Annotated in this window: 18 protein-coding genes and 1 pseudogene; 13 read left to right on the top strand and 6 right to left on the bottom strand. The window is 41.6% G+C overall.

The window, feature by feature from the left end:
• Positions 1 to 31: 31 nt before the first annotated feature.
• Positions 32 to 1,201, bottom strand: coding sequence for an acetyl-CoA C-acyltransferase FadA (gene fadA / locus A7968_RS19775; RefSeq protein ID WP_064668265.1), 1,170 nt, complete (start codon positions 1,199 to 1,201; stop codon positions 32 to 34).
• A 4-nt stretch (positions 1,202 to 1,205) separates the two neighbouring features.
• A complete protein-coding gene (fadB, locus tag A7968_RS19780) occupies positions 1,206 to 3,365 on the bottom strand; it encodes a fatty acid oxidation complex subunit alpha FadB (RefSeq protein ID WP_064668266.1) in 2,160 nt (719 codons plus the stop codon).
• Between the two features lie 194 nt (positions 3,366 to 3,559).
• Between fadB and A7968_RS19785 the strand changes: the two genes are divergently transcribed.
• From A7968_RS19785 to A7968_RS19845, 13 genes and pseudogenes are all read left to right on the top strand, one after another.
• Complete coding sequence (locus A7968_RS19785) at positions 3,560 to 5,446, top strand: transglycosylase SLT domain-containing protein (RefSeq protein WP_064668267.1); 1,887 nt, start codon at positions 3,560 to 3,562, stop codon at positions 5,444 to 5,446.
• A gap of 88 nt (positions 5,447 to 5,534) precedes the next feature.
• Positions 5,535 to 6,857, top strand: coding sequence for a Xaa-Pro dipeptidase (pepQ, locus tag A7968_RS19790; RefSeq protein WP_064668268.1), 1,323 nt, complete (start codon positions 5,535 to 5,537; stop codon positions 6,855 to 6,857).
• A gap of 61 nt (positions 6,858 to 6,918) precedes the next feature.
• A complete protein-coding gene (locus tag A7968_RS19795; RefSeq protein ID WP_064668269.1) occupies positions 6,919 to 7,533 on the top strand; it encodes a YigZ family protein in 615 nt (204 codons plus the stop codon).
• A 51-nt stretch (positions 7,534 to 7,584) separates the two neighbouring features.
• Complete coding sequence (locus tag A7968_RS19800) at positions 7,585 to 9,036, top strand: TrkH family potassium uptake protein (RefSeq protein ID WP_064668270.1); 1,452 nt, start codon at positions 7,585 to 7,587, stop codon at positions 9,034 to 9,036.
• Between the two features lie 66 nt (positions 9,037 to 9,102).
• Complete coding sequence (locus A7968_RS19805) at positions 9,103 to 9,783, top strand: flagellar brake domain-containing protein (protein WP_064668271.1); 681 nt, start codon at positions 9,103 to 9,105, stop codon at positions 9,781 to 9,783.
• A 443-nt stretch (positions 9,784 to 10,226) separates the two neighbouring features.
• Positions 10,227 to 10,439 (top strand): EF-hand domain-containing protein, encoded by a 213-nt coding sequence (locus tag A7968_RS19810; protein WP_064668272.1) that lies wholly within the window; start codon positions 10,227 to 10,229, stop codon positions 10,437 to 10,439.
• Between the two features lie 73 nt (positions 10,440 to 10,512).
• Positions 10,513 to 10,725 (top strand): EF-hand domain-containing protein, encoded by a 213-nt coding sequence (locus tag A7968_RS19815; protein ID WP_064668273.1) that lies wholly within the window; start codon positions 10,513 to 10,515, stop codon positions 10,723 to 10,725.
• Positions 10,726 to 10,802: 77 nt separating this feature from the next.
• On the top strand, positions 10,803 to 11,021 hold the full coding sequence (locus A7968_RS19820; protein WP_064668274.1) for an EF-hand domain-containing protein: 219 nt from the start codon (positions 10,803 to 10,805) through the stop codon (positions 11,019 to 11,021).
• A gap of 148 nt (positions 11,022 to 11,169) precedes the next feature.
• Complete coding sequence (locus tag A7968_RS19825; RefSeq protein WP_064668275.1) at positions 11,170 to 11,382, top strand: EF-hand domain-containing protein; 213 nt, start codon at positions 11,170 to 11,172, stop codon at positions 11,380 to 11,382.
• A gap of 169 nt (positions 11,383 to 11,551) precedes the next feature.
• Positions 11,552 to 12,145: pseudogene (locus A7968_RS19830) on the top strand (DUF998 domain-containing protein).
• 27 nt (positions 12,146 to 12,172) lie between these two features.
• Entirely contained in the window at positions 12,173 to 12,643 is a 471-nt protein-coding gene (locus tag A7968_RS19835) for an OsmC family protein (RefSeq protein WP_064668276.1), read from the top strand.
• 484 nt (positions 12,644 to 13,127) lie between these two features.
• The gene (locus tag A7968_RS19840; protein ID WP_064668277.1) at positions 13,128 to 13,340 is read left to right on the top strand and encodes an EF-hand domain-containing protein; all 213 of its coding nucleotides are present in this window, start codon (positions 13,128 to 13,130) and stop codon (positions 13,338 to 13,340) included.
• Between the two features lie 68 nt (positions 13,341 to 13,408).
• The gene (locus A7968_RS19845; RefSeq protein WP_064668278.1) at positions 13,409 to 13,624 is read left to right on the top strand and encodes an EF-hand domain-containing protein; all 216 of its coding nucleotides are present in this window, start codon (positions 13,409 to 13,411) and stop codon (positions 13,622 to 13,624) included.
• A gap of 72 nt (positions 13,625 to 13,696) precedes the next feature.
• Here the strand turns inward: A7968_RS19845 and A7968_RS19850 are convergent, their stop codons facing one another.
• The 4 genes from A7968_RS19850 to fmt form a co-directional block, all read right to left on the bottom strand.
• Entirely contained in the window at positions 13,697 to 15,847 is a 2,151-nt protein-coding gene (locus A7968_RS19850) for a TonB-dependent siderophore receptor (RefSeq protein ID WP_227008868.1), read from the bottom strand.
• Positions 15,848 to 16,035: 188 nt separating this feature from the next.
• Positions 16,036 to 17,412: a Trk system potassium transporter TrkA gene (gene trkA, locus A7968_RS19855; RefSeq protein ID WP_064668279.1), complete on the bottom strand. Its 1,377-nt coding sequence runs from the start codon at positions 17,410 to 17,412 to the stop codon at positions 16,036 to 16,038.
• A gap of 17 nt (positions 17,413 to 17,429) precedes the next feature.
• Positions 17,430 to 18,719, bottom strand: coding sequence for a 16S rRNA (cytosine(967)-C(5))-methyltransferase RsmB (gene rsmB, locus A7968_RS19860; RefSeq protein WP_064668280.1), 1,290 nt, complete (start codon positions 18,717 to 18,719; stop codon positions 17,430 to 17,432).
• Positions 18,712 to 19,665, bottom strand: coding sequence for a methionyl-tRNA formyltransferase (gene fmt / locus A7968_RS19865; protein WP_064668281.1), 954 nt, complete (start codon positions 19,663 to 19,665; stop codon positions 18,712 to 18,714). Before fmt ends, rsmB begins: the two co-directional genes overlap by 8 nt.
• Positions 19,666 to 19,668 lie beyond the last annotated feature (3 nt).

Here is a 19,668-nt window from a genome sequence, read left to right on the forward strand (position 1 = left end):
TACCAAGAGATGGTTAACGTGTTTCAGCTAATTAATCTTGAACACGTTCAAAAACGGTGGCGATGCCTTGGCCTAAACCAATACACATTGTCGCTAAACCGTATTTTGCGTTTTTGTCTTCCATTAAGTGGATTAATGAGGTGCTAATACGTGAGCCTGAACAACCCAAAGGATGACCAAGAGCGATAGCGCCGCCGTTTAAATTCACTTTTTCGTCAACTACATCGGCAAGACCTAAATCTTTTAATACTGGTAGTGATTGTGCTGCAAATGCTTCGTTAAGCTCAGCAACGTCGATATCATCAATAGTGATACCGGCTTGCGCGAGTGCTTTTTTACTTGCTGGTACTGGGCCGTAACCCATGATTGATGGATCGCAACCAGCAACCGCCATTGCTTTAACACGTGCACGAATTGGCAAGCCTAATGCTTTAGCTTTTTCTTCGCTCATTACTAACATTGCTGATGCGCCGTCAGAAAGTGCAGAAGATGTTCCCGCTGTTACTGAGCCCGATGCCGGATTAAACACAGGGCGAAGCTGTGATAAGCCTTCTACGGTTGTTTCTGGGCGAATTACTTCGTCATCTTCAACTAAAATCAGTGAGCCGTCTGCGTCATGACCTTCCATCGCAAGAATTTCACGGCGGAAACGTCCTTCAACTGTTGCTGCATGAGCACGTTGATGTGAGCGATAGGCAAATTGATCTTGCTGCTCACGGGTAATACCGTGAATAGTTGCAAGGTACTCTGCGGTTAAGCCCATTGAGCCAGATGCTTGTGCAATTGAAGTTGCTAAGCCTGGGTGAAAATCATTACCGTGAGTCATTGGCACGTGGCCCATGTGCTCAACACCACCAATTAGGTAAGTATCACCGGCGCCGGTCATAATTGCGCGAGCTGCGTCATGCAATGCTTGCATTGATGAACCACATAAACGGTTAACGGTTACCGCAGGCACTGTGTGTGGAATGCCAGCAAGTAATGCGGCATTACGAGCAACGTTAAAACCTTGCTCTAATGTTTGCTGTACACAACCCCAATAGATGTCGTCAATCGATGCTGGATCAACCGCTGGGTTGCGATCAAGTAGGCCCTTCATTAAGTGAGCACTTAAATCTTCAGCACGCTTATTTTTAAATACACCGTTTTTTGAACGGCCCATTGGCGTACGGATACAATCTACAATTACTGGAATATTCATGGTCTTATCCTTCCACCTTATAGAAAACACGGCCTTCTTCAGCCCATTTACGAGTTTGTTCTGATACTTGGTAAATCGCACCAAGGTGAGCGTATTTGTCTGCCGTAGCAACAAAATTAGCCAGTCCTGTTTGATCTAAGTAACGGAACGCGCCGCCTCTAAATGGAGGGAAACCAATACCGTAAATAAGCGCCATATCAGCTTCTTGTGGAGAAGCTACAATGTTCTCTTGCAAGCAAAGCAGTACTTCGTTGATCATTGGCACCATACAGCGGTCGATAATTTCTTGCTTATCAAACTCTTTTGGAGCATCTGTGATTGAGCTAAGTAATTCAACTGCTTGCGGGTCTTGGGCTTTTTTCAAGCGACCACGTCTGTCGGGCGCATATTGATAGAAACCTGCTTTGTTCTTTTGACCAAAACGTTTTTCGTTAGCAAAAACAGTCACAGGATCTTTCTCTGCACGAGACATGCGCTCAGGGAAGCCGTCAGCCATTACACCAGTGCAGTGATAAGCCGTATCAATACCGACAACATCAAGTAGGTAAGCCGGGCCCATTGGCCAGCCAAATACGTTTTCCATCACTTTATCTACTTTGGCAAAGTTAGCGCCTTCAACAACTAATTTACTAAAGCCTGCAAAGTATGGGAATAAAACGCGGTTTACAAAGAAGCCAGGGCAGTCGTTAACTACAATTGGTGATTTACCTAGCTTTAAGGCGTAATCAACAACTGCATTAATGGTTTTTTCAGACGTTTTCTCGCCGCGGATAATTTCCACTAATGGCATTTTTGGCACTGGGTTAAAGAAGTGCATACCACAGAAATTTTCAGGCTTCTCAAGGGCTGTTGCTAACTCGTCAATACGAATAGTCGAAGTGTTAGAGGTTAAAATAGTGCCTGCTGGCATGTCTTTTTCTAGCTGTGCTAACACTGATTGCTTAACTTTCGGGTTTTCAACAACCGCTTCAACGATAATATCAGCACTTTGTAAGTCGCTATCGTTAAGGGTTGGTTTGATTTTGCCTAAAGTCGCAACCATTTTTTCCATAGCCATATGGCCACGTTGTACTTTTTGACCAAGCAGCTTAGAGGCTTCACCCATACCTAAATCAAGCGCATCTTGTTGGATGTCTTTCATGATAATAGGCGTGCCTTTATACGCAGATTGGTAAGCGATACCGCCGCCCATGATACCAGCGCCAAGTACAGCGGCTTGATTAATTGTTACATCACTGCCTTTAGCTTGCTTACGTGCTTTACCTTTGATGAACTGATCAGCAAGGAATATACCCGTTTGTGCGGCCGCTTCTGGGGTGCGAGCAAGCTTAGCAAAGTTGGCATTTTCGATTGCCATTGCTTCAGCGCGCTCACTGTTAGCGGCTGCTTTAATGGTGCGAACCGCCATTACCGGCGCTGGGTAGTGGCCTTTGGTTTTACCCATTACCATACCTTCAGCCATTGCAAAGCTCATACCTTGCTCAACGCGGTTTAATTTAAGAGGTTGCAGCTTAACATTGCGTTTAGCTTGCCAATCTAGCTTGCCAGAAATGGCTAATTCAAGCGTTGAAATACCTGACTCTAAAAGTTTGTCAGCACTAACTACTGCATCAACTGCACCTACTTTAAGGGCATCTTCAGCGCGGTTTTCAGCACCTGAGGTGATCCAAAGCATGGCATTATCGGCACCAACGATGCGTGGTAAACGAACTGTGCCACCAAATCCAGGCATTATGCCTAGTTTCACTTCTGGAAGACCAATTTTAGCGTTAGAGCTTGCAACGCGATAATCGGTAGCAAGTACCCACTCACACCCACCACCAAGTGCTAAGCCGTTTATAGCGCTTAGAGTTGGGAAAGGTAAATCTTCTAATGCATCAAAAACATCAGTAGCATCTTTGATCCAGGTAACTAATTCAGTTTCTGGTTTAGTAAAGGTAGGTAAAAACTCGAAAATATCGGCACCAATAATAAAGTGGTCTTTATCACTGGTAAAAATCATGCCTTTGATATCAGTATTTGCTGCTAATTCTTTTAATGCAGAGGCGCAATCTTTCAAGGTTTGCTGAGACAAAGTGTTTACAGAACCTGCAACACAAAACTTGAACTCGGCGATATTATCCTTGATGAAAGCAACTTCAAAGGAATCGCTTTTATATAACATTATTATTCTCCCTAGTGTGTGAACTAAGACTGGTACGATGAGTTTGCATTTCAATCAGTGTGCTTGCTTTAAATTAAAAATGCAACGAAAAATTTACCCACCAAGCTTTCTACTGGTTAAAATATAGCTTGTTTGGTGCTAAGGTGTAGGAGAAGTGTTTGTCTTTTATTTACCTTTGAATATTTAAGGTCATCATGAAAAAACAATTTTTAAGCTTTGCGGCAGCTGCATTATTATTTCCTTTATTTTCTGCCGAGGCTAATACAGAACATGACGCATTTTTAGATGCGGAGAAAACAGCTAGATATGGAAGCTATCAAGAGTTTAAGGAAGCTGTTGAGCAACTCGAACACCCATTAAAGCCTTATGTTGAAAAAGCATATTGGCAACGCCATCCAGATATCGAACACCAATCTGAAATTGAGCGTTATTTAACTATTTATGAAAATACGCCCTTGGAATGGCCAGTGCGTAAAGCCTGGTTGCTGAATTTACAAAAGCAAAATCGCAAAGCGGCTTTTATTAATAATTACCGCGAAACCTCAAACAGTGAATTGACCTGTACTTTTTTGCAATATCAGCTTGATCTAGGAGCGCCTGAAAAAGCGATTATGAATCAAGTGACTGATTTGTGGGCTGTTGGTAAGTCACAACCAGAAGAATGTGACCCACTATTTAATACCTGGCGTAAAAAAGGTTATATGAGCCAAGCGCTAATATGGCAGCGTATTACTTTGTCTGCACAAGGTGGCTCACAAAGTTTACTGCCATACTTAAAAACCTTATTACCGAAAAATGAGCAATACTTAGCTGATTTTTATCGCAAAGTACGTAGCGATCCGAGTGCCGCTGCGGGCATGTACCGCTATAAAAATAAAACAGCGAAAGAAGGTGAAATTGCCCATTACGGTATTCAGCGGTTAATTTGGCGAGATAAAACCTTAGCGCTTAAAGCATGGGAAAAGCTAGATAAAATGTTTGATTATTCAGACGAGCAAAAAGCCGATGTGTATTATACCTTTGCTTTAGCGCTGGCATCAAGTGGCCACCCCGAGGCGCGTTTTTGGTTGAGTAAAGTCCCTAAAGATCGTCAAGATCGTAAACTAATGCAATGGCAATTAGGCAACATGCTGAAAACCCGAGACTGGCCAGGTATCATTGCGTTTTTTACTGGCAAAGAAAACTTAAGTCTTGGCCAACAGTATTGGTTGGCTTACAGTTTAGAGCAACGTGGCGATAGTGAACGCGCTAAAGTAATTTGGCAAACCGTAGCGAAAGAGCGCGATTATTATGGCTTTTTAGCTGCTGCACGATTGGGTTTACCAGTAGAGCTTAATAACCAGCCATTGCTTGTTAGTGATAAATTAGTGGCTGACGTAGCGCAGGCACCCGGTTTTAAACGAGCAAAAGCTTTTTATGAACTTGAGCGTTTTACTTCAGCGCGCAGAGAGTGGAACTACTTAACGGGTACCTCGAGTGATGAAGAAAAGTTAGCCGCATCAAAACTAGCGGCAGAATTAGATTGGTACGACAGTACAATTTATACCTTGGCGCAAATTAAAGCATGGGACTATGTGGAATTGCGATTTCCATTTGCTTTTCAAGATTTATTTGAGCGCTACAGTAAACGCAATCACATTGATGTAACATGGAGTATTGCTATTTCGCGTCGAGAAAGCTCTTTTGCACCTGATGCGCGCTCCCATGCTAATGCCCGTGGATTAATGCAGTTACTGCCAAGTACAGCAAAATATGTAAATAAAGGCACAGTCTCTAGTAAGCGGTTAAATCAGCCGAAAACGAATATACGCTTAGGCACTGAGTATTTAGAGTATTTAAAAAAGAAAAATCACGGTAATGAAATTCTGGCAACGGCTTCGTATAACGCGGGTTATCATCGAATCAAGAAGTGGCTACCTGATGAGGCTATACCGGCTGAATTATGGATAGAACTTATTCCGTATCGTGAAACGCGAGAGTATGTAAAAAATGTTTATGCTTATCGTCAGGTTTATCACACGCGTTTAGGACGCGAAGGAAACATATTGGCACCAATATTGGATATGAAGATGGGCGGCTAAGGTACAAGTGCTTTAGCGCATCTGCATTGGGGTTAAACAGGGTCTATGTTAGACTTGAAATAAGTTAAATTTAACAGATGGGTTTTCTATGGATAAATTAGCCGTTTTATACGCCGAACATATTGCAACACTGCAGCAGCGTACTCGTACTATTATTGAGCGTGAAGGATTAGAAGGTTTAGTGATCCATTCTGGACAAGCTAAACGCCAGTTTTTAGACGATATGTATTATCCGTTTAAAGTTAACCCGCATTTTAAAGCTTGGTTACCGGTCATTGATAATCCACATTGCTGGATTGTTATTAATGGCAGTGATAAACCAAAGCTTATTTTTTATCGCCCGGTTGATTTTTGGCATAAAGTACCAGATGAACCTCGCGATTTTTGGGCTGATTATTTTGATATCGAATTATTATTAAAGCCTGATCAAGTTGAACAGCTGTTACCTTACGATAAAGCAAATTATGCGTATATTGGTGAGTATCTAGAAGTAGCCCAAGCACTTGGTTTTAGCGTGATGAACCCTGAGCCGGTATTAAACTTTTTTAATTACCACCGTGCCTATAAAACGCAATACGAGCTTGAATGTTTACGCCAAGCAAACCGTATTGCCGTAGATGGCCATAAAGCTGCACGCGATACGTTTTTTAATGGTGGCTCTGAGTTTGATATTCAGCAAGCCTACTTAATTGCGACACGCCAAAGTGAAAATGAAATGCCATACGGCAATATCGTGGCACTTAACGAAAATTGCGCGATTTTGCATTACACTCATTTTGAGCCGCAAGCTCCGCATACACATCATTCATTTTTAATTGATGCGGGCGCCAATTTTAATGGCTACGCTGCCGATATTACGCGTACTTATGATTTTAAAAAATCTGGTGAGTTTGCTGAATTAATTGCAGCTATGACACAGCATCAAATCGCTTTGGGTCAAGCATTAAAGCCTGGCATGTTATATGGTGAGCTGCATTTAGATTGCCATCAACGTGTTGCGCAAGTACTAAGTGATTTTGATATTGTTAAACTACCAGCGGCTGAAATTGTTGAGCGTGGCATTACTTCAACCTTCTTCCCACATGGTCTTGGTCACCACTTAGGGCTACAGGTTCATGATATGGGCGGTTTTATGGCTGACGAGAAGGGCACCCATCAAGCGCCACCAGAAGGGCACCCATTCTTACGTTGTACTCGCTTAATTGAGAAAAACCAAGTGTTTACAATTGAGCCTGGTTTATACTTTATTGATTCATTATTAGGTGATTTAGCGCAAACCGACCATAAACAGTTTATTAACTGGGATAAAGTTGAAGCGTTTAAGCCATTTGGTGGGATTCGAATTGAAGATAACATCATCGTTCACGAAGACACCCTTGAAAATATGACTCGCGATCTCGCATTAGATTAATCGTTTGTCAGGGTTAGAATTGGGGCCTATCGGCCCCATTTTTGTATAAGTACATAAAATAATGCCTGAATATAATTACCCCGCAGCTCCTGTTTTTTATCAAGAAGAGATAAAAAAAAGTACTTTTATTGTGCATATTGCACACACGCCTGATCTAGCATCAGCAAAAGCGTTTATTCGCGAAATTGAAAATAAATACAGTGATGCGCGTCATAATTGCTGGGCACATGTCGCAGGTAATCCAGGTGGCAGTCATGTTTATGGCTTTTCTGATGATGGCGAACCCAATGGTACTGCTGGCAAACCTATGCTCAATGTGTTGATAGGCTCTGGGCTCGGCGAAGTGACTGCAGTCGTAACTCGTTACTTTGGCGGCATAAAGCTGGGCACTGGCGGCCTCGTTAGAGCATACGGTGGATCGTTGAATAATGCTTTGGCGCAGTTAACAACGACAGTAAAGGTACCGAGTGTTGAGTTGATTGGCTATAGTGATTACAGTGCTCAAGGGGCAATCGAGCAGTTATTAAAAACACAATTTCAAGTTCTTAATATAGAAAAGCAATTTACTGCTAATATTGAATGGATTATCACTATTGATAGCCGCCAAGCTGCGCAAGCGATTAAAGATATTTTTGATTTGAGTCATGGCGCGGTTGAGTTAAGTATTAAACAGTAAGACAATAACAATACATCAGAACGATTAACTAATAATAAAAGCGATAGCTACATGCAATTTCGTACCATCATTAAAATTCTCGGCCAACTGGTTGTCCTATTTAGTATTACTATGGTGCCGCCGGCAATTGTATCGCTAATTTATAAAGATGGTGGCGGTGTCCCTTTTGTATTGGCGTTTATCTTTAGCGTTATTATTGGCTTAATTGCTTATTACCCAAATAGGCAAGAACATGGTGATTTAAAGGCGCGGGAAGGCTTTTTAATCGTGGTGTTATTTTGGTTGGTACTGGGCGCGTTCGCATCACTGCCTTTGATTTTTCTACAAGAGCCTAACTTATCCTTAGCTGATGCGGTCTTTGAAGCCTTCTCTGGCTTAACCACAACGGGTGCCACTGTGCTTACCGGAATTGAATACTTACCAAAATCAGTATTGTTTTATCGCCAGCAACTGCAATGGCTCGGCGGCATGGGGATAATCGTACTTGCTGTTGCGGTACTGCCAATGTTAGGCGTTGGTGGTATGCAGTTATATCGCGCCGAAACGCCAGGGCCGGTTAAAGATTCAAAGATGACGCCACGAATTGCCGATACCGCTAAGCACCTTTGGTATATTTATGTATCACTCACTATTGCGTGCACATTGGCATATTGGGCGGCTGGAATGGACTGGTTTGATGCAATTTGTCATTCATTTTCCACAGTCGCGATTGGTGGATTCTCCACTTACGATGCCTCTATGGGACATTTTGATAGCCCATTAATTAATTTTATTTGTGTGGTGTTTTTGATAATTGCAGCGGTTAATTTTTCTTTGCACTACGCTGCGGTATCAAGTCGTAATTTGCGTGTGTACCTGCGTGACCCTGAGTTTAAAGTATTTTTGTTTATCCAATTAGCGCTTGTGGTGGTGTGCTTTGCGGTGCTGTCATCGAATAATATTTATGCCAATGGCGACGAAACGCTTGATCAGGCACTGTTTCAGGCGGTATCAATTAGCACCACTGCAGGCTTCGCTACAGATAACTTTTCAGCTTGGCCGTTGTTCTTGCCTATTTTGCTGATCTTTTCTAGCTTTATAGGTGGTTGTGCAGGCTCTACGGGTGGTGGCATGAAAGTCGTGCGGGTATTTTTGCTTTACCTGCAAGGGGTGCGTGAGCTTAACCGCCTTGTCCATCCTCGTGCTATTTACTCAATAAAACTGGGGCGTAAGGCATTACCAGATAAAGTCGTTGAAGCTGTTTGGGGGTTTTTCTCTGCTTATGCTTTAGTGTTTGTGATCATCATGTTGGCATTAATGGGCACAGGGATGGATAACATAACGGCGTTTTCTGCCACCGCCGCCTGCTTAAATAACTTAGGCCCAGGCCTTGGCGATGTTGCTGCACATTATGGTGCAATTAGTGACGGCGCTAAATGGTTACTAACCATTGCCATGGTGTTTGGGCGGTTAGAAATATTTACGTTATTAGTGTTGTTCACACCGACATTCTGGCGTGGCTAATAAAGAGTTAGCTATAGTGTTGTAAAGCTTGTTATGTGTTCTTAATTATTGTAGTTGGAAAGGTAAATGCCAAAAACAAGACACCAATTAAATTTAGAAAATCTTGCACTGATCACTGCTGGTAGTATCGTTGATGTTGAAATATTAACGCCAACAACCAGCAAGCGAATTAAAACGGAGTTTGTTGGCTTACTGCATGACCGCTTTGTCATTTTAAATTACCCAACGGCAAAGCGTTTAAGTAATGCCACTGAGTACCTTAAAGATGGTGTGGTAGTGATTGTTAGAGCCGTACTTGAAAGTGGCGGTGGGCAAGTTATCGCATTTCGACAGCACGTTATGTCGGTATCATCACACCCCGCACGGCTTATTTATCTCAACTTCCCAAGCCAAGTACAATTATTTAGTTTACGCTCAGAAACTCGGATCCCCACTTTATTGCCTGCAAAATTAAAGCTCAGTGACGAACGTGAACTACATGGCGTTATTAAAGATATCTCCGTCACAGGGGTTATGTTTGATATAAAAGGTCAAGATGATCTGAGTGAATTAAAAAATACCCAGTGTAATATTGTCCTCGATGAAAAAGATAAAGGCATCACTGAATTAAGCGGACAAATATGCAGTATTAAAAGCCGAGCCGCTGGCGCGCAGTTTGGAATTCAATTAACTGCCAGCGAAGACGAAATGAAAGCCTTTATGAAAAAACACTTTATTGACCTCTCGGTGCTCGAAACGCTAGTCTAAATCTGTAGATATTCGCTATTTTGCAACAAAATAGCGAATAACACGCAACCCCACTCATTTCCCTGTGAATTTATTTTAATAGTCGTTGTTTATCAATGAGTTATTTTGTGTTTTTTATTTCAGTATTTATTTCCTAGTGTATTAATCCTGCCGGCTATCATTCCACTTGCGCGTATTAAAGTGAACTTTATTAAATTTGCGTCTTTTTTGTTTTTTATAACTTTTTGATTTTAAATGATAAAACTTTTATAACACATTGCGTGTTGCTAAATAGCAACAAAAAATAGTAAAAATATTCAATAAAAACTCAAATTTAATTTTAACTTTATGATTTTTAATGTGTTTTAAATTGTGGCACTGAAGTTGTAATAGTCTAGTTGTACAGAACGAAATGGTGATTACCACTAACGTTCGAAACCATAAACATTGAAGGAATATTAATTATGAACACATTAAATAAAACATTAGCACTTATCGCATTAGCATCTTCATCAGCAGCATTTGCTGGTACTGACTTTGACACATTAGATGTTGATGGCAACGGCGCAATCAGCCAAAGCGAAGCATCAGTAGATGCAGAGCTACTGAGCAAATTTGCAGAGCTTGATACTGACGGCAACGGTGAACTTTCAAAAGAAGAGTTTTCTAAAGCGTAATTTAAGTAGCAGTTTCACAACAGGGATCCCTGAAAAGGACTTCCACTCTTAATTGATTTGCGAGGAATATAGTATGAAAACATTAAATAAAGCGTTAGCACTTATTGCACTGGCATCTTCATCAGCAGCATTTGCTGCTACTGACTTTGACACATTAGATGTTGATGGCAGTGGTGCAATTAGCCAAAGCGAAGCATCAGTTGATGCAGAACTTATGAGTAAATTTGCAGAGCTTGATACTGACCAAAACGGTGAGCTTTCAAAAGAAGAATTTTCAAAAGCGTAATTATGCTTTTTGACAAGGAGCAGTGAAAAGGACTTCGTAGCACACAATTTATCATCTCAGGTGAAAGGAGAGAAGTAATGAACACACTAAATAAAGCGCTAGTGCTTGTCGCATTAACTTCTTCATCAGCAGCATTTGCTTTTGAAGCGTTAGACTTCGATACGCTGGATGTTGATGAAAATGGTGCAATCAGTCAGGTTGAAGCAGCAGAAGATGCTGAACTTTTAAATAGATTTGCAGAACGTGATACTGACCAAAACGGTGAGTTATCAAAAGAAGAGTATTCAAAAGCTTAATAACTTAATACAGAGTTTATCCTGAGTTGCCAAAGACAACCTAAGTGGGAAAGGAGCCCATGATAAAGGATAACAAGGAAGGCTTTACTCGCATTGAAAACCAGTATTGAAACCAATTTTTTGATAGTACATTGAAGGAATATTAATTATGAACACATTAAATAAAACATTAGCACTAATCGCACTTGCATCTTCTTCAGCAGCATTTGCTGCAACAGACTTCGATACCTTGGATGTTGATGGCAGTGGCACAATCAGCCAAAGGGAAGCGTCTGTTGATGCAGAGCTTATGAGCAAGTTTACTGAACTTGATACTGATGGTAACGGTGAGTTATCAAAAGAAGAGTTTTCAAACGCGTAATTCAACCTTCGCGCACAAGGAATCTCGAAAAGGATTTTACATTGATTACGTTCAAAAGCAGCCACCACCCCCGGGCTGCTTTTTTTCTGTTGGTATAATTTGGTAGCAATTTACAGTTTAACTAAATCAGCTTACTATCAAGTTCTTGATTCAAGGATGGACGTTGATTATGTTAAGTTACTTTGGCTTATACGGTGCATTTATTGCCAGTGTCTGGATTGTTGTTGGGGTGTATACCGCTGGCAAGCTTTATCCTGGCTATAGCCATACAAAACAGTTTTGCAGCGAGCTCGGAGCTGCTGGTAGTCCTACAGAAAAACTCTCTCCTATTATTAATAACTACCCACTTGGTTTATTGTTTTGCTTGTTTGGCTGGTATGTCTTGCAGCTGGAAAATGCCCCTCTATTAATTGCGTTGGTCGGTTGGTTAACCATAAGCCACGGTGTCGCTACTTAGTTTGCAGGGTACTTCCCAATGGATGGCGATCCTCAAACAAAAACACCGACTTTGAGTTGTCGAATTCACTCTTGGGCTGGCTTGGTAATGCTGATGTCTTTACTTATTGCGCCAATTCTTGTTGCTGTAAGTTCATATACTAGTATTTCATTTCGGCTTTTTTCAATTTTGTGTGTGTGTATTACCGGCTATCTTGTAATTTTGTTGGCAAGTGCTTTTAAGCAACAAGCTAATGCCGGCTTGTATCAACGGCTTGCCTATGGTGTGCAATTACTATGGTTAAGCGTATTTTCGTTAGTGATTTAATTCTCGTTTTTTAGTAGGAGGTACTTAATGTCTGAATATGTAGCAAGTGTTGTCTGGTCTCGCCAAGCAGAAGAGTTGTTTATTGATAATAAATATAGCCGAGCTCACCAGTGGCAATTTGATGGTGGAGCAACTATTGCTGCATCGTCTTCACCTGATATCGTACCATTACCTTATTCAGTTGCGGCAAATGTTGATCCAGAAGAGGCGTTTATTGCTTCACTATCCAGTTGTCATATGTTGTTCTTTTTATCTATTGCGGCAAAAAATAAATTTACGGTTGATAGCTATCAGGATGACGCGGTTGGTTTGATGCAGCGCGCAAATGATGGGCGTATGTCGATGACTCAAGTAACTTTAAAGCCCTGTGTGCAATTTGCTAATAATGAGCAACTTAGCATAGTGGATTTGGAGGCCATGCATCATCAGGCTCATGAATTGTGTTTTATCGCCAATTCAGTGAAAACCGCTATTGTGATTGAAATTGTCCAACCTTAACTAACTCCTGTCATATCGTTGCTATTGTTTTCGCATAATGGCAACAATCCCCACTTTTTAAATAAAAAAGCCTGCTTTTCTTATTTGTTTCGCGAATTTTATTTTATTTTTATTATCTTTCAATTGGTTATAAATTAAAAAATATTTATTTTTTCTCAACTAAATTTGCTGTTCAGTTGTGGTTTGGGTCGCTGGGGTAGAAAATTCAATTGTTTTTGCTAGTACAGCTGTTTATGTGTCATTTTAATTGATTTTAACTATTTGATTTTAATGTGTTTATTAATCCTCATGAAATCTGCGTTGCTAAATTGCAACAAGTAAAGTCGCAAAAATTTCAAAAAACCACCAATAAATAAGTGTAAATCATTGATTTGTAAGGTTAATTAAATGTTGGCATCGAAGTTGTAATACTCTAGTTGTATTGAACGAAAAGGTGATTATCACTACAACGTTCGCCACCATAAACTTTGAAGGAATATTTATTATGAACACATTAAATAAAACATTAGCACTTATCGCATTAGCATCTTCTTCTGCTGCATTCGCTGGCACTGATTTTGATACGTTAGACGTTGATGGTAGTGGCACTATAAGCCAAAGTGAAGCGGCCGTTGATGCTAAGCTGATGAGCCAGTTTGCAGAGCTTGATACTGACCAAAACGGTGAGTTATCAAAAGAAGAATTTTCAAAAGCGTAATTTCAGTTTCCACAAACAGGGATCTCTGAAAAGGATTTCTCTCATTTTAAATTATTAGGAATAACACTATGAAACACATTAATACAGCACTTGCAATTATTGCCCTAGCGGCTTCATCAACTGCGTTTGCAGCAGTTAGCTTCGATACTTTTGATACAGATGGCGATGGCGTTATCAGCCAAAAAGAAGCATCAGTAAATGCACAATTAGTTGAAATTTTCTCTGATTTAGATACTGATAGCAACGGTGAATTGTCAAAAGAAGAGTTTGCCAAAGTACAATAAACTGATAGAAATAACACTCCTACACAAAAAAGCAGCTTAGTTAAGCTGCTTTTTTTTGGTTAACTTGAATGGTTATAAGCTGTAGTCAAACTGCAGGGAGAATTTTCGCGGGGTGCCGTAGCGATATTGGTTATAAAAACCAATTTGGTTGTAATAGGTTTTATCAAATAAGTTATCTATATTTACGCTAACAGACATTTGAGAGTTAATTTGATAACTACTCATAAGGCTTGCGATGCCATAACTTGATTGCTCTACTTCAACTTGACCGTGTACTGGGTTTTTTACTTCATCATAGCTGCGACTTTGCCAGCGATAACCGCCACCGACTTTCAACCCTGTTACGAGGTGATCTAATTTATAAGTGGTAAATAACTTAAATTGATTTTTTGGGTTTGTAGTATTGAGATTGTCACCTTCGGGCGTTTCACCTTCGCTATAAGTGTAGCCAAAATAACCGTTCCAACTATCAGTAAATGCACCATTAAGTTCAAACTCAAGCCCTTGGGTGACTGTACCATCAATTGGTTGATAAATTGCCTGAAGAGTGTCTGGAATTGTTTCGCCAGTATATTCGCCCACATTGTCTTGCTGAATTTCAAACCCCGATAGTGCAATGTCTAAACGCTCGTCCAATAATGAGCCCTTGATACCCAGCTCATAATTCTGACCTTGAATTGGGTCAAGGTAATTACCATTTTTATCGACGCGGCTTTGCGGGGTAAATATATCGGTGTAGTTAGCATAAAGTGCCCAATTATCTGCCAAGCTATAAGTAGCACCTAAATAATTGGTCAGCTCGTTATCTAATTTATAATCATGTTGGCTGCCAAAGTTATCTTGGTTTGTTTGCCATTGATTTAATCGGCTTCCTAAAACTAATGAAAGTGAATTTGTTAGATTAAGTTGTGAAGCAAAGTACAAAGCATTTTGCTCTGTTGTGCCATAAGAGCCAAAGGCGGGGGTAGCTTGCCAAGTTGGTTTTGGGTAGTCATAATTTGGGGCTGTAAAATCGCCGATGATTTCTGCCTTTTCTTGCCCCGGGAAGTAGGGGGTTGCAAAATCTTGCTCTTGGCTATTGTAACCAAACATGGCTTGGTGGCTTTGACCTAACCAGTTAAATCTACCGGTAAGCTCTATCTCGTAGGTGCGCTGAATCCGCTTGGCATCGATAAAGTTTAATGAGCCTGGCGTCATACCTATATTGGTTTGTGCGTCAGGGTGGCCAGTTGCCCAAAATACATCGTATTCTAACTCGTTGTTACCATATATATAGCTAGCACTGAGCTGCCAGTTTGCATTGAAGTAGTGTTCAATCTTCATAAAGCTATTGAGGGCGTCGGTTGTTGATGATGACCAACTAGGCGCTGTTGAAGTTTCTCGGTCATAGTTAGTACGGCTGCCATCGCTATAAAAAATAGGCAAACCGCCAGACATCGTGCCTTTAGGCGTTGTTTTTTGGTTATCAATAGCCACCGTTAATAGCGTGTTATCGGTTAAATCAGCTTCAACAATACCGTATAACGTGGTTTTTTCTTGGCTAAACCTATCTTGATATGATTGCTGATCTTGATAGGCGAGTACGGCACGGGCACGCACTGTTTCACTGCTATTTAAACTACCCGATACATCAACAACAGCGCGATAATTCTGCCAAGATCCCACGGATGCAGTGAATTTTACTTGGTTTTGTACGGTAGGGCGCTTACGTATTAAGTTAATTGCTGCTGATGGATTACCTGCACCGAGCATTAACCCTGTGGCACCACGAACAACTTCAATCCGCTCATAAATAGCAGTATCTGTTAAGTTATCGCCGTAATTAAATCGGGTATCATAAGTTGTTGCTATGCCATCATATAAAATACTGGTAACGCTAATCCCTCGGGCTGAAATTGAATATTTACCGTTGTCGGCTTCTCTGGCGTTGATGCCGGTTACGCTGGTGATGGCTTCAATAGCGCTATTTAATTGTTGATCGGCCATAAATTCACTGGTGATAGCGATAACCGATTGCGGGGTTTGTAGATGGGACAAATCTAACCCCGTCGCTGAGCTCATTGAGCTGACTTTATAGCCGCTATTTTGCTCGCCAACCACGGTGAGCTTTTCAATGTCTTTTTTTACTTCGGCATTGGCATTAGCTGAGAGCCCAAATAAAAGAATACTAGCAACGCTGCAATATGTAGCGCAAAGAGAGGTTTTTAAAGCTGAGTGCATCATCTGAAGAAATCCATTTAAATATAAAACAAGTGAAATTAACTTTTCACAAAAAGAATCAGAGCTTGATTTTCAAACAGCGTGAGGGTAATTTATTTGGGTACAAAAGTAAAATGCTTTTGAGATTGATTTGCATTTAGGTGTGGCATCTTTCGCTATATGAATTTATCGCGAAAGATGCACGGGCAGTTTTATAAGAAAATAGCGCTAACTTGGAATAGTTTTTCCACGACATTAATATGTTTTTTATCGATCAAAAACATAATAACGTGGTCGCCAGAGTGGATAATGGTATCGTCGTGGGCAATCAGTACATCATCGTTACGTACAATTGCGCCAATGGTGGTACCGGCAGGCAGCTTAATATCAGCAATGGCACGGCCAACCACTTTTGAGGTGTGTTCGTCGCCATGAGCTACTGCTTCAATGGCTTCTGCTGCGCCTTTACGTAATGAATACACATTAACAATATCACCGCGGCGAACATGGGTAAGCAGGGCTGAAATCGTGGCTTGCTGTGGTGAAATAGCAATATCAATTTCGCCACCTTGCACTAAATCAACATAGGCGCCGCGCTGAATAAGCACCATGGTTTTTTGCGCGCCCATGCGTTTAGCGAGCATGGCTGACATAATATTAGCTTCATCGTCATTGGTCACCGCGATGAACACATCAACTTGCTCGATATGTTCTTCTGATAACAACTCTTGATCCGAGGCGTCACCACAAAATACTACTGTGTTATCAAGCATTTCCGAAAGCTGTTCGGCACGCTCTTTATTACGCTCAAGCAATTTTACACTGTGGTTTTTTTCAAGGGAGCGAGCAAGCCCTGCGCCGATGTTACCACCACCTGCAATCATAATCTTTTTGTATGAACGTTCTAGCTTTTGCAGTTCGTTCATTACAGCGCGAATATGCTTGGTCGCGGCAAGGAAAAACACTTCATCATCTGCTTCAATGACAGTTGTGCCAAGCGGCTTGATGGCTTTACCTTGGCGGTAAATCGCGGCAACACGAGTTTCAACGTTGGGTATGTGCTCTTTTAATGCTGACAGTGCATAACCGACTAATAAGCCGCCGTAATAGGCTTTAACGGCCACCAGTGAGAGCATACCATCGCCAAACTCTAAAACTTGTAACGCACCAGGGTAATCAATCAAGCGACGAATATATTTAGTCACCAATTGCTCTGGTGCAATATAGTGATCAACTGGTAAGTCGTCATTTTGAAAAAGCTTTTCGCGGTACTTTAAGTATTGCTCTGAGCGAATTCGCGCAATTTTAGTCGGTGTATTAAAAATACTATAAGCGACTTGGCAGGCGACCATGTTCACTTCATCTGAACTGGTCACTGCGATGATCATATCGGCGTCTTCCGCACCGGCGCGGCGTAATACATCAGGGTGGGCACTGTGGCCTGTCACACCCTGTAGATCGTATTTATCTTGTAACTCACGTAATCGGTTGCCATCAATATCTACAACCGTGATTTCGTTTTGTTCACCTACCAGGTTTTCAGCGAGTGTACCGCCTACTTGCCCTGCACCGAGTATGATTATTTTCATGGTTTACTAACAGCTTCTTATGAGTGTGTTTTTACAAGCTTGGCATAATAAAATCCGTCACTCTCGCCTGGCAGTAACTGCAGCCCAGGGTTGCTTGGGGTATCGTTATCATGAAGCGGAATATGTTCAGCATCGTTATTATTTGCTAAAAACTTAGCGACTTGCAGTTGGTTTTCTTGCGGTAACACTGAGCAGGTTGCATAAATTAGTGTGCCGCCTGGTTTTAATAACGGCCAAATGCTATTTAAAATATCGCCTTGCAACGTTGCTAGATCATTAATATCAGACGCTCGACGTAGCCATTTAATATCTGGATGACGACGGATGACACCCGTTGCTGAGCAAGGCACATCGAGTAATATACGGTCAAACTGACGTTCATCCCACCACTTATGTGGCTGTGACGCGTCGGCGCACTGCAAATCGGCTCCTAAACCAATACGTACCAAGTTTTGCTTAACGCGTTCAAGACGAGTGGCATCACTATCTAGTGCAAGTACATCGGCATCTGCTAATTCTAAAATATGACACGTTTTACCGCCAGGTGCGGCACAAGCATCTAAAATATGCTCGTCAGCTTTTGGCTCTAAAAAGCGCGCTGCAAGCTGTGCTGCGGCATCTTGTACTGAACATGCACCGGTATCGAATTCTGGTAATGAAAATACATCGCGAGGTTTATCTAATTTAATACCATCGGGAAAGTCTGGGTTTAGCGTATGTTCAATATCATTTGCGCTAAGCATTTCACTATATTCAGCAGTGCTGTATTGCGCCTGATTAACTCGCAACCACATTGGCGCTTGTTGTTGATTGGCCTCTAACAGTGCTTGCCAAGACTCTGGGTAAGCCTCAGTAACTTGCTTAATAAACCAGTTTGGGTGATTGTATAAGCACACCGGTATTTGTTTAGCTTTTTCTTCCAGCTCAGCTTGTTGGCGCTGAAAGCTACGTAAAATAGCGTTAATCAACCCCTTTAAACCCAATGCACGTAGTTGTTCTAAAGCATTAACCGTTTCGCTTATAGCTGCATGCGGTGGAACTCGCATATGTTGTAGTTGGTAAATACCAACATACAGCAAAAACTGGAAGATACGGCGTTTGCCTTTAAGTGGTTGCTCAACTAAGTGTTGGCAATAGTTATCTAAACTTGGTAAATAACGTAATACGCCATAGCAAATTTGTTGTAAAAGGGCTTTATCTTTAGGTGATAAACTTTGGCTCGCAAACGGCAGCTCTTGATTGAGAGACGCGCCTTTATCAACCACGTTATATAAAGTTTCGGCGGCCAGCGCCCTGACATTACTCATTGTGTTCGCCTATTAGTGTGCCAGGGGTTACCCAGTCTGCTCGACCATTTAAAAAGTCTGTAATGGCCATTGGCTTTTTGCCTTGTGGCTGTAGTTGGGTGATGTTCAGCGCGTTTGTCCCGCAGGCAATAACAATACCGTGTTTATCGCTTTGTAGCACAGTACCTGCATTACCTTGTTGTTCAACCACATTCGCTTGGTAGATTTTAACGGTGTTGTTGCCCATTTGTGTAAAACACACGGGCCAAGGATTGAAGGCGCGGATATTACGCTCAATCTGCGTGGCATCCATAGACCAATCGATATTAGCTTCTTCTTTAGATAGCTTTTTGGCGTAGTTTGCTTGCTGGTCATCTTGTACTTGCGCAGTGATCTCGCCATTGGCTAGCTTAGCAATGGTTTCGATTAACGCACTTGGACCTAAATCAGCAAGCTTAGCGTATAAACTCGCGCTGGACTCAGCTGTATCAATAGGGCAGCGGCTGATGTGCAGCATATCGCCAGTATCTAAGCCTTCATCCATTTGCATAATGGTGACGCCGGTCTCTTTATCGCCAGCCCAGATAGCGCGTTGAATCGGCGCAGCTCCACGCCAGCGTGGTAAAATTGAGCCATGTACATTCAAACAACCAAGACGCGGTGCCTCTAAAATAGCTTTAGGTAATAACAGACCATAGGCGACTACAATCATGATATCGGCATTTAAACTGCTTAGCTCGCTAAGTGCGTCGTCGCTTTTTAATGAAGCGGGTTGGAAAACAGGTAAGTCGTGCTGTAAAGCCAGTTCTTTTACTTCACTGGCTTTGAGTTTTTTACCGCGACCAGCGGGGCGATCTGGTTGGCTGTAAACACCAACTATTTGATGCTCAGAATCAATTAGAGCCTGTAAATGGCGGGCAGCAAAATCGGGCGTACCGGCAAAAATAATGCGTAATGGTTGTGTCACTGA

Source organism: Pseudoalteromonas prydzensis (assembly GCF_001661495.1).
GTDB lineage: Bacteria > Pseudomonadota > Gammaproteobacteria > Enterobacterales > Alteromonadaceae > Pseudoalteromonas > Pseudoalteromonas prydzensis.

Excerpts from the sequence above, each read along its gene's own strand:
- fadA (WP_064668265.1), bottom strand. The coding sequence starts at position 1,201 with ATGAATATTCCAGTAATTGTAGATTGTATCCGTACGCCAATGGGCCGT.
- fadB (WP_064668266.1), bottom strand. The coding sequence starts at position 3,365 with ATGTTATATAAAAGCGATTCCTTTGAAGTTGCTTTCATCAAGGATAAT.
- A7968_RS19785 (WP_064668267.1), top strand. The coding sequence starts at position 3,560 with ATGAAAAAACAATTTTTAAGCTTTGCGGCAGCTGCATTATTATTTCCT.
- pepQ (WP_064668268.1), top strand. The coding sequence starts at position 5,535 with ATGGATAAATTAGCCGTTTTATACGCCGAACATATTGCAACACTGCAG.
- A7968_RS19795 (WP_064668269.1), top strand. The coding sequence starts at position 6,919 with ATGCCTGAATATAATTACCCCGCAGCTCCTGTTTTTTATCAAGAAGAG.
- A7968_RS19800 (WP_064668270.1), top strand. The coding sequence starts at position 7,585 with ATGCAATTTCGTACCATCATTAAAATTCTCGGCCAACTGGTTGTCCTA.
- A7968_RS19805 (WP_064668271.1), top strand. The coding sequence starts at position 9,103 with ATGCCAAAAACAAGACACCAATTAAATTTAGAAAATCTTGCACTGATC.
- A7968_RS19810 (WP_064668272.1), top strand. The coding sequence starts at position 10,227 with ATGAACACATTAAATAAAACATTAGCACTTATCGCATTAGCATCTTCA.
- A7968_RS19815 (WP_064668273.1), top strand. The coding sequence starts at position 10,513 with ATGAAAACATTAAATAAAGCGTTAGCACTTATTGCACTGGCATCTTCA.
- A7968_RS19820 (WP_064668274.1), top strand. The coding sequence starts at position 10,803 with ATGAACACACTAAATAAAGCGCTAGTGCTTGTCGCATTAACTTCTTCA.
- A7968_RS19825 (WP_064668275.1), top strand. The coding sequence starts at position 11,170 with ATGAACACATTAAATAAAACATTAGCACTAATCGCACTTGCATCTTCT.
- A7968_RS19835 (WP_064668276.1), top strand. The coding sequence starts at position 12,173 with ATGTCTGAATATGTAGCAAGTGTTGTCTGGTCTCGCCAAGCAGAAGAG.
- A7968_RS19840 (WP_064668277.1), top strand. The coding sequence starts at position 13,128 with ATGAACACATTAAATAAAACATTAGCACTTATCGCATTAGCATCTTCT.
- A7968_RS19845 (WP_064668278.1), top strand. The coding sequence starts at position 13,409 with ATGAAACACATTAATACAGCACTTGCAATTATTGCCCTAGCGGCTTCA.
- A7968_RS19850 (WP_227008868.1), bottom strand. The coding sequence starts at position 15,847 with ATGATGCACTCAGCTTTAAAAACCTCTCTTTGCGCTACATATTGCAGC.
- trkA (WP_064668279.1), bottom strand. The coding sequence starts at position 17,412 with ATGAAAATAATCATACTCGGTGCAGGGCAAGTAGGCGGTACACTCGCT.
- rsmB (WP_064668280.1), bottom strand. The coding sequence starts at position 18,719 with ATGAGTAATGTCAGGGCGCTGGCCGCCGAAACTTTATATAACGTGGTT.